Annotated in this window: 10 protein-coding genes and 1 pseudogene; 5 read left to right on the plus strand and 6 right to left on the minus strand. The window is 65.1% G+C overall.

Translation table 11 applies throughout. From position 1 onward, the window contains the following. Nucleotides 1-2166 carry an excinuclease ABC subunit UvrB gene (gene uvrB / locus ACFC0O_RS42020; RefSeq protein WP_375967943.1) on the minus strand — a complete coding sequence of 722 codons (2166 nt, stop codon included), beginning with the start codon at nucleotides 2164-2166 and terminating at the stop codon, nucleotides 1-3. A gap of 283 nt (nucleotides 2167-2449) precedes the next feature. Here uvrB and ACFC0O_RS42025 point away from each other — a divergent pair, with 283 nt between their 5' ends. After that, complete coding sequence (locus ACFC0O_RS42025) at nucleotides 2450-3034, plus strand: DUF402 domain-containing protein (protein WP_375967944.1); 585 nt, start codon at nucleotides 2450-2452, stop codon at nucleotides 3032-3034. A 100-nt stretch (nucleotides 3035-3134) separates the two neighbouring features. Here ACFC0O_RS42025 and ACFC0O_RS42030 read toward each other — a convergent pair whose 3' ends face one another. After that, nucleotides 3135-3566 carry a hypothetical protein gene (locus ACFC0O_RS42030; RefSeq protein ID WP_375967945.1) on the minus strand — a complete coding sequence of 144 codons (432 nt, stop codon included), beginning with the start codon at nucleotides 3564-3566 and terminating at the stop codon, nucleotides 3135-3137. Nucleotides 3567-3718: 152 nt separating this feature from the next. Between ACFC0O_RS42030 and ACFC0O_RS42035 the strand changes: the two genes are divergently transcribed. Next, on the plus strand, nucleotides 3719-4243 hold the full coding sequence (locus tag ACFC0O_RS42035; RefSeq protein ID WP_375967946.1) for a DUF402 domain-containing protein: 525 nt from the start codon (nucleotides 3719-3721) through the stop codon (nucleotides 4241-4243). A gap of 38 nt (nucleotides 4244-4281) precedes the next feature. Here ACFC0O_RS42035 and coaE read toward each other — a convergent pair. Beyond that, a pseudogene (gene coaE, locus ACFC0O_RS42040) lies at nucleotides 4282-5229 on the minus strand (dephospho-CoA kinase); the annotation flags it as partial. Nucleotides 5230-5518: 289 nt separating this feature from the next. Between coaE and ACFC0O_RS42045 the strand changes: the two are divergent. After that, entirely contained in the window at nucleotides 5519-5737 is a 219-nt protein-coding gene (locus tag ACFC0O_RS42045) for a hypothetical protein (protein ID WP_364644243.1), read from the plus strand. Between the two features lie 98 nt (nucleotides 5738-5835). On the opposite strand, the gene ACFC0O_RS42050 is transcribed toward ACFC0O_RS42045, so the two are convergent. After that, nucleotides 5836-7368 carry a phospholipase C gene (locus tag ACFC0O_RS42050; protein ID WP_375967947.1) on the minus strand — a complete coding sequence of 511 codons (1533 nt, stop codon included), beginning with the start codon at nucleotides 7366-7368 and terminating at the stop codon, nucleotides 5836-5838. Between the two features lie 194 nt (nucleotides 7369-7562). Between ACFC0O_RS42050 and ACFC0O_RS42055 the strand changes: the two genes are divergently transcribed. Then, nucleotides 7563-9803 (plus strand): MMPL family transporter, encoded by a 2241-nt coding sequence (locus tag ACFC0O_RS42055; protein WP_375967948.1) that lies wholly within the window; start codon nucleotides 7563-7565, stop codon nucleotides 9801-9803. Here ACFC0O_RS42055 and ACFC0O_RS42060 read toward each other — a convergent pair. Then, nucleotides 9749-10321, minus strand: coding sequence for a TetR/AcrR family transcriptional regulator (locus ACFC0O_RS42060; protein ID WP_375967949.1), 573 nt, complete (start codon nucleotides 10319-10321; stop codon nucleotides 9749-9751). The genes ACFC0O_RS42055 and ACFC0O_RS42060 overlap by 55 nt on opposite strands. 143 nt (nucleotides 10322-10464) lie before the next feature. Beyond that, entirely contained in the window at nucleotides 10465-11946 is a 1482-nt protein-coding gene (gene rpsA, locus ACFC0O_RS42065) for a 30S ribosomal protein S1 (protein ID WP_375968235.1), read from the minus strand. A 295-nt stretch (nucleotides 11947-12241) separates the two neighbouring features. On the opposite strand from rpsA, the gene ACFC0O_RS42070 reads away from it, so the two are divergent. Further along, nucleotides 12242-13114 carry a class I SAM-dependent methyltransferase gene (locus ACFC0O_RS42070; protein WP_375967950.1) on the plus strand — a complete coding sequence of 291 codons (873 nt, stop codon included), beginning with the start codon at nucleotides 12242-12244 and terminating at the stop codon, nucleotides 13112-13114. The last annotated feature ends 5 nt before the right edge of the window (nucleotides 13115-13119 follow it).

Here is a 13119-nt window from a genome sequence, read left to right on the forward strand (position 1 = left end):
TCATTGCAATCCGGCGGCGTCCATACCGCGGAGCTCCTTCTTCAGGTCGGCGATCTCATCGCGCAGGCGGCCCGCGAGCTCGAATTGCAGTTCGCGGGCGGCGTTCATCATTTGCGCGGTCATATCCTTGACCAGGTCCGCGAGTTCGGCGCGGGGCATGGATTTGACGTCGCGGCCCTCGAAGACGCCCGCCGACACCGCGCGCCCGGGTTCGCCCTGGGCGCGACGGCCGCGGCTGGAGTTGCGGCCGGAACCGCCCACCTCGACCTCGGTCTCCTCGGCCTCGCGATAGACGGTGTCGAGAATGTCATTGATCTTCTTGCGCAACGGTTTCGGATCGATACCGCGCTCTTCGTTATAGGCGACCTGCTTGGCGCGACGGCGTTCGGTCTCGCTGATGGCGTGCGCCATGGAGTCGGTGATCTTGTCCGCGTACATGTGGACCTCACCGGAGACATTGCGCGCCGCGCGGCCGATGGTCTGGATGAGACTGGTGCCGCTGCGCAGGAAGCCCTCCTTATCGGCGTCCAGAATCGCGACCAGCGAAACCTCGGGCAGGTCCAGGCCCTCACGCAACAGGTTGATGCCGACCAGCACGTCGTATTCGCCGAGTCGCAACTGGCGCAACAACTCCACGCGGCGCAGGGTGTCGATCTCCGAATGCAGATAGCGCACCCGAATGCCCAGGCCGAGCAGATAATCGGTGAGATCCTCGGACATCTTCTTGGTGAGCGTGGTGACCAGCACGCGCTCATCGCGCTCGGTGCGCAACCGGATCTCGTTCACCAGATCGTCGATCTGGCCCTTGGTCGGCTTCACCACCACGTGCGGGTCGACCAGACCGGTCGGGCGAATCACCTGTTCGACGAATTCACCGCCGGACTGGCCCAATTCGTACTTGCCCGGGGTCGCGGACAGATACACCGTCTGCCCGATGCGGTCCGCGAACTCCTCCCAGGTGAGCGGCCGATTGTCGACCGCGGACGGCAGCCGGAAACCGAACTCCACCAGATTCCGCTTACGCGACATATCGCCCTCGTACATGCTGCCGATCTGCGGCACGGTCACATGCGATTCATCGATGACGAGCAGGAAATCATCCGGGAAGTAATCGATCAGGGTGGCGGGCGCGGTGCCCGCGCCACGGCCGTCGATATGGCGCGAGTAATTCTCGATGCCCGAGCAGAAGCCGACCTGCCGAATCATTTCCAGGTCGTATTGCGTGCGCATGCGCAGCCGCTGCGCCTCCAGCAATTTGCCCTGCTTCTCCAATTCGGCCAGGCGCGTTTCGAGTTCGGCCTCGATATCCTTCACCGCGCGTTCCATACGTTCCGGACCCGCGACGTAATGGGTGGCCGGGAAAATGCGGACCATATCGACCTGCCGCACCACATCACCGGTGAGCGGATGCAGATAGTAGAGCGCCTCGATCTCGTCACCGAAGAATTCGATGCGGATCGCCAATTCCTCATAGCTGGGAATGATTTCGACGGTATCGCCGCGCACCCGGAAACTGCCGCGCGTGAACGACATGTCATTGCGGGTGTACTGCACATCGACCAGCAGCCGCAGCAGTTTGTCGCGGTCCACCTCATGACCGACCTCGAGCTCGATCGAGCGGTCGAGATAGGACTGCGGGGTACCGAGACCGTAGATGCAGGACACCGACGCCACCACCACGACATCGCGCCGGGACAGCAGGCTCGACGTGGCCGAATGCCGCAGGCGCTCGACATCGTCGTTGATCGAGCTGTCCTTCTCGATATAGGTATCGGTCTGCGCGATGTACGCCTCGGGCTGGTAGTAGTCGTAGTACGAGACGAAGTACTCGACCGCGTTGTGCGGCAGCATCTCGCGCAGCTCATTGGCCAACTGCGCGGCGAGGGTCTTGTTCGGGGCCATGACCAGCGTGGGCCGCTGCAACTTCTCGATGAGCCAGGCGGTGGTGGCCGATTTACCGGTACCGGTGGCGCCGAGCAGCACCACATCGCGCTCACCGCTGTTGATGCGCTTCTCCAGTTCGGCGATGGCCGCGGGCTGGTCACCGGCGGGCACATGCTCGCTGACCACCTGGAACTGCCCCTCGGTCCGCTCGATATCACCGATGGGCCGATGCTCCGAATGCGCCAGCGGCCGGTCTTCGGGGATCTCGGATGCGAAAGCCATGCTCACAGCCTAGAACGACCCACCGACAGGTTCACGCGGACCGTGATCGCGGCGGGCGAGCCGCCCCCCGCCGGGACCCACCCTTCCGACCGCACGGTTTGATGCTGGAGCATTCCTCTTTCCAATGGGTCAATTGTCCGAATTATTGTTTCTCCCAAGAAAGTTCAAAGAATTCCCATGTGACGAACCTCGAATTTCCTTCCCACACAACGGAGGTCCCATTCCCAGCATCCAGGTGTAACCTGGGCTGGCGGTTCGGGACGAGTCGGAAAGAGGCAAGGCCATGGTCGGTCTGCATATGCCACAGCGCAATTCCACCAACGGCGCAGATCCACAAAGGGTCGAGCGGCCGGCTCCCGCGGCGTCCGCGCATCGCCCCAGGCTGGAGTTCTTCAATCTGGCGGACCTGTGCTGGACGGATTATCACGGGTACGTGCACTCCGTGGAGCGGCTACACGCCGAACCCTGGGGCCTTTATATCGAGCGGATTGTGGACAATCCGCGTTTCCACTACATCGAATCCTGGTTGCTCCCAGAGCTTTTCCTCCGGGTCACGGTCTATCACCTGCGGCCGGGCCACGATCGCGGTCAGACCTACTACCTCGATATCGGCGAGTACAGCCAGATCGAGCCGAAGAAGTGGCGTGGCGAGGGTCACTACCTGCACGTGGTCGCGCGGCCCGGACAGGTGCCCGAACTGCTCGGCATCGATGACCTGCTGACCGCGCACGCGGCCGGGCATTTCGATACCGCGCGCACGCACAAGGCCATCGAGCGGGCCGCGGCGGTGGTGGACGGTATCGCGGGCTGCGGTCACGATGTGGACCGCTGGCTCGCCACCAAGGGCGTCGCGCTGAGCTGGCTCTAGCCGCGCGAGATCTCGCTTCGGCTGCGCGAGATATGGAGAAGGCCACCCGGTCCGTCTTGTACCCGGCCCGGGTGGCCTTGTCCCGTCGTACTTTTCGGCGCTAGCTGGAGCCGGTCGGGATGAGCCCGCCGAGCCCGCCGCCGCAGCCCAGGCTGCCGGTATTGCTACCCGCGGTGACCTGAACGTTGATCGAATCGCTGATCAGGATCTGGCGCGCCTCGAGCTTGTGATTGCCCACGGTGGTGGGCGTCCACTTGATGGTGACCTTATTGCTCAGCAGCGAGGGCGACACCGGGCTGCCCGGGATGTCGACGCCGTTATCGGTGAACTTCACCGTCGAGAGCCGGTCCACCTCGACCGAGGCGGTGACGGTGTAGCTGCAACCGGTCTTATGCTCGGTGCCCCCGTCGACCTGGAGATTACCGACCCACGCGCCGGCCTGGGGTGCGGCCATGACCATGGTGGCGGCCAGCGCGCCGAAGGCGGTGACTCCCATCCCGGCCCGGCGAGCGCGAACGCTCTGTACCTTCATCTTTGCTTCCCTTATTCGAACTACCCACGTCAAGTAATGGGTAGCCGCAACATAACGGAAGGCAACGTTTCACATTTGCGTTTCGGCGAAACTCGGCCGAATCGGCCACACTCCCCTGGACGACGCCCGCCGGACAGGCGATGCTTACGGGCATGACTCAGGCTTCCGCGGTTGACCTACACCGACCCAAGGTTGAGTACTTCAACGTCGATGAACTCACCAATATCGATCCCAAGGGCTTCGTTCGGCAGGTCGAGCGCTACCACGTCGAACCGTGGGGGCTGTACATGGCGCGCACCTCGGACCATCCCGAGTTCCACTACATCGAATCCTGGCTGCTGCCAAGCATGTCCATTCGCGCGACGGTCTTCCACTTCACCCCCGCCCACCTGCGCGATCAGGACTACTACATCGATATCGGCGAGTACGCGCAGGTCGGTGCGAAGAAGTGGAAGTCGGTCGACCACTACCTGGATCTGGTGGTGCGCAGCAACCGCGAGGTCGAACTCCTCGATGTCGACGAGCTCCTCGCCGCGCACGCCGCCGGATACCTGGATCTAGGTCAGGCGCAGCAGGCCATCGAAACCGCGACCACCGTCATCGACGGAATCGCCGCGCACGGGCACAGTTTCGAAGCCTGGCTGCAAGCCCGGGACATCACCCTGACCTGGATGTAGCGCCGCCGGGCGATGCCGCGGCGACGCAATCGTCAGTTCTCGACAGCCACAACCACATTCGCGAGACGGCCGGGATCGGCGCTCGCATGCGCCCACTCCCCCGCGACCGGCTGATCGTCCGTGGCACGCGGGAAACCCGCATCCGCCAATCGATCCCGCAGCCCCTCGGCCACGGTCGCATCGGCGACGGTGATGCGGATGTCCAGCACATCCTCGGCGGGCTTATCCGCCACCGCGGTCGGCCCGACGTGTTCGATGCGCCGCGCATCGGCCGCGCACGCCAGAGCGAGGCGGGCGATGAGGCGCTTGGCCTGCACCGGCCATTCCGGATTCGCGGACACCACGGGCAGTTCGGCGGGCCGGGCAGCCGGAGTGCGGGTGCGCAGATTGCGTTCGAACGGAATGAGCCGCTCGGTCCAGAGCGCGTCGACGGCCGCGGCGATCGCGCCGTCCGCGCCATTATTGTCCAGCAGTACATCGGCCACCGCGTGCCGCTGGGCATCGGTGGCCTGGGCGGCGATCCGTGCGCGCGCGTCCGCCTCGTCCACGCCGCGGAATTCCACCAGGCGGCGCAGCCGGGTCTCCTCGGCCACGTCGACGATGACCACCAGATTCATGAAGGGCGCTAGCCCGTTCTCCACCAGCAGCGGAATGTCCTGCACCACAATGCCGTCCGCGGGTGCGGAGGCGACCAGTTCATTGGTGCGCTTGCCGACCAGCGGATGGGTGATGCCGTTGAGGGTGGCGCGCGCCTCATCGCTGGCGAAAGCCTTGGCGGCCAATGCCGGTCGATCCAGGCTGCCGTCGGCGGCGAGAATATCGTTTCCGAAGGCGGCCACGAGTGCGGCCAATCCCTCGGTACCGGGCGCGACTACTTCGCGCGCGATAACGTCGCTGTCCACCAGCAACGCGCCGTGTTCGACGAGAATGCGGGCCACGGTGGATTTGCCCGCTCCCATGCCTCCGGTGAGACCGATTCGCAACATTCGCCCAGTCTGACATCTGTCGCGGCGGTCGCGTACACCACCCCTCACCTGGCGAAAGTACGGATTACCCAGTCGGACCGGTGAATTCACTTTCGGCCGTGGAGTTTGCTCATTCCGTGATATTGATGAGACCAATTCGCAACTTTTTCGTTCAATACGGACCGTTTGTCGGCAACATTCCGACACGCCGGGGTGAATGTCGCGCAAAATACGGCGTCGCACACTTTTGTTCGGCTAAGGTTCGCCGCAGGCGATCCAGGGCCGGTAACACGTAGGAGAAGGAACTTCATTGGGCACCAGAAACATCCAGACGGGTCGGCACCGTCTGGGACTGCCGGGCATGATGCACTGCATCGAGATTCCCGCGGTCGCGGCAGCGCTCGCCGTACATCGGCGCGGCTGGTTCACCGCTTTGCTCAACCTCACCCCCGCTCGGCACAGCGCCGCCGCCACGCGAAAACGCGCCGAACGTCCTGCCGTCCAACAGTGGGTGCCCGCTACCGCCTGATACGCGAACGCGACTGTGGCCCAGCCCCTTCCGGGACTGGGCCATAATTTCGCGTGCGCGGGTGGCGGCCCGACCGCGAACGGCCGGGCCGCCAGGCATCACACCGTGAGGCCGCTGGGCCTGCGGCGAGTGCCGGGCTCCTGCGTCGGCATGGCATTGGGCGGCACCGGATACGGGGTGCCGACATTCGCCGTACCCAGGGCGACATTCGGACCACATTGCGCCAGTGCGGCATTCAGCTTTCGGTCCGCCGGGCCGAAGGCCGGTTTCGCCGTGTCCGGGGTCGAGCCGAAGTCGAAGCTGGAGGTCATATCGCCGGTGACGCCGCGCCGCCACGCGGTCAGGTTCGGCACGTCGACGCCGAAGCGGCGCTCCAGCAGGCGCAGCTGCGAGGTGTGGTCGAAGGTCTGCGAGGAGACCAGCCCGCCGCGGCTGTACGGCGAGATGACGAAGCACGGCACGCGGTAGCCCAGACCGATCGGTCCGGCGATGCCTTCCGATTTGTGTGCGCGATCCAGGGGCACGGTCAGGTATTCACCGGCGGTTCCGGGCGGCGGAGTCGGTGGCGTCACGTGATCGAAGAAACCGCCGTTCTCGTCATAGCTGACGATCAGCGCGGTCTTCTCCCACACCTTCGGATTCGAGGTGAGGATATCGAGCACCTGCATGATGCCGACCGCACCCAGAGCCGGTGGCAGCGCCGGATGTTCGCAATTGAGCAGGGACGGAATCACCCAGGACACATTGGGCAGCTGATCCGCGGCCACATCGGCGGCGAAATCACTCGGGTACACCGGAGCCTTACCCCGGCGCGCCAGCTCCGAGGCCGGATCGGCGGCCTGTTTGAAACAGCCCATCATGCCGTCCAGGATCACCGAGGACAGCGGGCCGACATCGCGATTGTTGTAGATCTTCCAGCTCACCCCGGCATCGGACAGGTTCTCCGGCATGGTCCGCCAGCTGTACGCGTTCTGCGGAATCATGGTCGGCGTCTCCAGCAGCGGGCCACCCGCGAGACCATCCGGATCGATGGTGGCCGACACCCAGTACAGCCGATTGGGATCGGTCGGCCCGAGCACCGAGCAGTGGTAGTTGTCGCAGATGGTGAACGCGTCCGCGAGATCGTGGTGCACCGGGATATCGGCGCGGGTGTAGTAGCCCATAGCCGCCGGGCCGTTGGCCGCGCCGACCGACGCGATGGACATCGGCATCCAGCCGTCATTGCGGCCGTTGTTCCACGCCTTGTGCATGCCCGCCCAGGTGTGGTCGGGATCGTTGATGCATTCACCGTCCAGCGACGGCCCGCGCTCGGTGTCCAGGCGGAACGGATTGATGAATCCGTCGGCGGTCGGGCCGACGCCGGGCGCGTACCCGTACTGGTTCCACGCCGGTGACGGATCGTCGAATCCTCTTACGCCGGACAGGGTTCCGAAGTAGTGGTCGAAGGAGCGGTTCTCCTGCATCAACAGCACGAAGTGCTCGATATCCCCGAGTCCGCCCATTCCAGCCGGATCGGCGGCGTAGGCGCGCTCGATAATGGGATTGGCCCACGAGGCGACCATGCCCGCGCCGCCCGCGACCATCGCCTTCGCCATGAAGTCACGCCTGTTGATGCCGTCGAACACGCCCATGCCTGCATCCAACCTTCGATTGGTGTCGGGACTGCGAATCCCCGGTTTCCGACCGGGTTTCCGACCATGACGCCGGTCACGGTACCGCATGATCACAAAATTCCTGAGAGTGACTTGCAGGCATCCTCGGCACCGGCCTAGGCTGAGCGACATACCTGAGAGTGACTTTCAGGTATCGCGTCCGGAGGGGAACCATGGCAGAGCCCGCAAAGCCCGCAGCGTCCGAACAATTCGGCATGGTCGGCAGGGTGGGCATGTTCATGGCCCGGCATCGCCGCACGGTCCTGGGAGTCTGGCTGCTGCTGGTCATCGGATGCGCGGCCGCCTATCCGGCATTGCACAGCCGCCTCGGCGCACCCGACTACAGCGTTCCCGGCTCGGAATCCAAACGGGTGGAACAGCTTGCGGCGCAGCATTTCTCACAGCTGGGCGCGGAACAGGATCTGATCGTGTTCCATTCGGCGAGCCATACCGCCGACAGCCCCGAATTCCGCACCGTCATCGACAGCGCGCTCACCGCCGCCCGGGCGATCCCCGGTATCGCCGGTGCGGTCGGCCCCTTCGAAGGCAATGCGGCACTGCAGATCTCGGCCGATCGGCATACCGCGTTCGGCATCGTCGGCCTCAACGGCGAGATGACCGAGCGCGTGGATCTCGCCGGCCGCTTGCAGACCGCCCTGGACCCGGTCGGCGCCAACAACATTCAGGTCGCGGTCACCGGATACTCCCCCGTCCAGGGCGAATTGATGCGTATGGAAACCGCGGATATGCAGCGCGGGGAGAGCATCGGCCTGCCGGTCGCGGCCCTGGTGCTGGTGCTCGCCCTCGGCGCGATCGTGGCCGCCACCATCCCGATCACGGTGACCGGCGCGGGCATCGCGGTGGCGGTGGGCGTGCTGTTCGGGCTCACCAGCTTCCTGACCTTCGATTCACTGGTGCTCTCGGTCGCCACCATGATCGGCACCGGCACCGCCATCGACTACGCCATGTTCATCGTGAGCCGATTCAACGAGGAGCTCACCAAACGCGGAGTCCGTGATCGCAAGGCGCGCACGCGGATCGACGCCGCCGTCGGCGCGGCCCTGGATACCACCGGGCGCACCATCCTGGCCTCGGGGCTCATCGTGATGATCTCGCTCTGCGCCCTGACCGTGGTCGGGCTGCCGATGCTCAACGGTGTCGCCATCGGCGTGGTGACCGCGGTGCTCGCCACCCTGGCCGCGGCCTGCACCCTGCTGCCCGCGGTGCTCTCGCTGCTCGGCCCGGCGATCAACCGGGGTGCGCTGCCCGCGCGCCTGCGCCCCGCCGAGACCCGCGCCGCCGTCACCTCGACCGCGTGGACCCGCTGGGCGCATCTGGTCATGGGCCGCCCGGTGCTGTTCGGCGTGGCCGGGGTGGCGGTGCTCGCCATTGCCGCCGCACCACTGGCCGGTATGAAGTACGGCATCGATATGGCGCTGGGCTCGCTCGGCGATCGCCCCGCCGGACAGGCCACCCAACTGATTCGGAGCGAATTCGGCCCGGGTCTGCTCTCCCCCATTCAGGTGGTGCTGACCGGACCGGACGATACCGCCCTGTCCGGCAGTGGTTTCGTGGACGCCAATCGCTTTGTGGCCGAACTCAATCGCGATCCGCGCATCGCCTCGGTGCTGCCGCAGACCGCCGACGGCCGCATGCTCGCCATGGTGGTGCCGAAGGATTCCTTCGATTCCACCGCCGTCGCCGACCTCACCACCGATATCCGTTCCCGCGCAAGCACTGTGGACTCCGCGACGATCTCGGTCGGCGGTGTATCGGCCACCTTCGCCGATGTCTCCGAGCTCATCACCTCGCGCTTCCCGTGGGTGATCGTGCTGGTGCTGACGGTCTCGATGGCGTTCCTGGTCTTCGCGTTCCGCAGTATCGTGCTGGCCGTCAAGGCCATCGCGCTGAATCTGCTGGCCACCGGTGCGGCACTGGGCATTACGGTCGCGGTCTTCCAGCGCGGTATCGGCGAATCGCTGCTCGGGTTCCACAGCGCCGGATTCCTCCAGGTGTATCTGCCCATGCTGGTGTTCGCGGTGCTGTTCGGGCTGTCCATGGATTACGAGGTCTTCCTGGTGCGCCGCATGAAGGAGGCATGGGAGCGCAATCCCGATAACGCCGCCGCCGTGGCGGAGGGATTGCAGCACACCGCCCGGCCGATCACGGCCGCTGCGGCCATCATGGTCGCGGTCTTCGCCAGCTTCGTGACCGCGGATGTCTTGGAGCTCAAGCAGATCGGCTTCGCACTGGCCGTCGCGGTGACCATCGACGCGGTGATCGTGCGCCTGATTCTGGTGCCCGCCTTCATGCAGCTGTTCGGCCGCTGGAACTGGTGGCTGCCGACGCTGCGCCGGACTCAGCCGATCACGGCGTCAAGCGCGGACAGAATCGAATCCAGCGCCTCGGTGTAGACCTGCCGCATGGGCACCGCGAAATCCGTTCCGGCCCAATGGTCCAGCGAGGCCATGCACCCCCAGATGGCGGTGGCGACGGCGATGCGCAGTTGCAGATCATTGGCGTCGCGCCCGGACCGCTCGGCCAGCAGCGCCAGGAATTGCGCCTCCAGATCGCGCATCTGCCGCACCTGCCGGTCCCGCACTTCCGGATAGGTCAGCGCGTGCTGCATGCGCATGCGGGTGCGGCGTTCGAGCTCCGGGGTGATGAGCGTATCGATGAGGATCGGCGCGAGCGTACGCGTCAGGGCCAGCAGTTCGGCCGGTGTGGCGATACCGCCGTCACCGGCGGTGCGCAGCACCTCGAGGATCTGCGGATCGGCCTCGTCGTAGAGGACCAGCATTTCCTTGGTCCCGAAGTACCGGTAGATCGAGCTCGGCGACACCCCCGCCGCGGTCGCGACCCGTTCCACCGTCACCTCGCGGTACCCGTGCCGCTCGAACAGATCCAGCGCGATTCGCTGGATACGGCTCATGGCTTCGACTTTGCGGCGCTCCCAGAGCGATCCGGGAGACTCGACGGCGGAGTGGAACATATTGCATCGAGAATAGCGAAAGTCCCCGAGCCCATAGGGACTCGGGGACTTTCGAACTATCGCGTTATCGCGTCAGTAGCGAATCAGGCGTTGCCCGACAGCTTCTCACGGAGCGCGGCCAGCTGCGCATCGCTCGCCAGCGAGCCACCGGCGGGCTCGGCGGAGGACGAAGACGACGAGGAGGACGTGGCCGCCTGCGAACCGCTCTCGGAGGAGTAGTTCTGCGGGCCACCGTTGGCGGCCTCGGCAGCGGCGTCAGCCGCCATCTTCTCCATCTGAGTGGTGTGCATCTTGTGGCGACGCTCGGCCTCGGCGTACCGGCCTTCCCACTCCTCGCGGACCTTGTCCGAACCCTCGAGCCATTCGTTGGTCTCGGGATCGAAGCCCTCGGGGAAGATGTAGTTGCCCTGGTCGTCGTAGCTGTCCGCCATGCCGTACTTGGACGGATCGAACTCGGCGTTGTAGTCCTCGTTCGCCTGCTTCAGCGACAGCGAGATACGACGACGCTCGAGGTCGATGTCGATGACCTTGACCATCGCGTCGTCGCCGACGGCGACAACCTGGTCCGGGACCTCGACGTGGCGCTCGGCCAGCTCGGAGATGTGCACCAGGCCCTCGATGCCCTCTTCGACGCGCACGAAGGCGCCGAAGGGAACGAGCTTGGTGACCTTGCCCGGGACGATCTGACCGATCGCGTGGGTCCGGGCGAACTGACGCCACGGGTCTTCCTGAGTCGCCTTGAGCGACAGGGAGACACGCTCGCGGTCCAGGTCGACGTCGAGGACCTCGACGGTGACCTCGTTGCCGACCTCGACAACCTCGGACGGGTGATCGATGTGCTTCCAGGACAGCTCGGAGACGTGCACCAGGCCGTCGACGCCACCCAGGTCCACGAAGGCACCGAAGTTGACGATGGAGGACACGACGCCCTTGCGGACCTGGCCCTTCTGCAGCTGGTGCAGGAACTCGGAGCGCACCTCGGACTGGGTCTGCTCCAGCCAAGCGCGACGCGACAGGACCACGTTGTTGCGGTTCTTGTCGAGCTCGATGATCTTGGCCTCGATCTCCTTGCCGACGTACGGCTGGAGATCGCGAACGCGACGCATCTCGACGAGCGAGGCCGGGAGGAAGCCGCGGAGGCCGATGTCCAGGATCAGGCCGCCCTTGACAACCTCGATGACGGTGCCCTTGACGGCCTCGTCACGCTCCTTGAGCTCCTCGATCGTGCCCCAAGCCCGCTCGTACTGCGCGCGCTTCTTCGACAGGATCAGGCGGCCTTCCTTGTCCTCCTTGGTGAGAACGAGGGCCTCGACCTCATCACCCACGGAAACGACCTCATTCGGGTCGACATCGTGCTTGATGGAGAGTTCGCGAGAGGGGATGACGCCTTCGGTCTTGTAACCGATGTCGAGAAGGACCTCGTCACGGTCGACCTTGACAATGGTGCCTTCGACGATATCGCCGTCGTTGAAGTACTTGATCGTCTTGTCGATAGCGGCGAGGAAGTCCTCGGCAGTGCCGATGTCATTAACGGCTACCTGCGGCGAGGTCACAGTAGTGGGCATGTGTGAGGTTGCTCCGGACGGATTGTGGTCGGAAGTGGACATGTGGGCTTTCGGTATTGCTGCGAACACACAGCTGATGGAACTAACGTTGGTCATGCGACAGCACATCGCTGTGGCGGAGCACAACGCTGCCCTGAAAAGCATGCGGACTCACAGCACGATTGTCTGCTCTGCTCGACCCAGTGAGTTTCCCCAGAGATTCGAGTACAGAAGACACTCGCGGGAAACAGCGTACGCGAGGTCTGTTGTACCAAGCAAACACGGGTACCTCGGCGCGAGTCGATAGGGTTGCGCAATGGCCGAAGATCACCCCGCTCTCCCCGACGATACCCGGCACGCCGAGGCGAATTCCCTGCTCGGGACGGTGGGGGTGGCCCGAACCAAGATTGACTCCACCGCGAGCGAGCGCGCCAGCCGCAAATGGTGGGATGCGGACGCCGCGGCCTATCACGAGACGCACGCCGATTTCCTGGGCGTGGATTCGATTGCCGGGGAGTTCATCTGGTGCCCGGAGGGCCTGCACGAGGGTGACTGGCGGCTGCTCGGCGACATTGTGGACAAGCACATATTGGAGATCGGCTGCGGTTCCGCGCCGTGCTCGCGCTGGCTCGCGGCACACGGCGCGCATCCGGTGGGACTCGATATCTCCCGGCAGATGCTGGAGCGAGGGATGCACGCCATGACCGCGAGCGGGCCGCGGGTACCGCTGGTGCAGGCGGGTGCGGAGGCGCTGCCGTTCGCGGACGCGAGTTTCGATCTGGCCTGTTCGGCGTTCGGCGGGGTGCCGTTCGTGGCGGATTCGGGTCAGGTGATGCGCGAGGTGGCGCGGGTGCTGCGGCCGGGCGGGCGCTGGGTGTTCTCCGTCAACCACCCCATGCGCTGGATCTTCCCGGACGATCCGGGACCGGAGGGCTTGCGCGCGGCCATCCCGTATTTCGATCGCACGCCGTATGTGGAGCTGGACGGGAACGGTGAGCCCACCTATGTCGAACACCATCGGACCGTCGGCGATCGGGTGCGCGAGATCGTGGCCGCCGGGCTGACCCTGGTCGACCTCATCGAACCCGAATGGCCGGAGTGGCTCGAGCGCGAATGGGGCCAGTGGAGTCCTTTGCGAGGCGAAATATTCCCGGGCACAGCCATTTTCGTCACCGAGAAGCCGCTCTGATCTGG

The organism is Nocardia sp. NPDC056100 (assembly GCF_042266325.1).
Taxonomy (GTDB): Bacteria; Actinomycetota; Actinomycetes; order Mycobacteriales; family Mycobacteriaceae; genus Nocardia.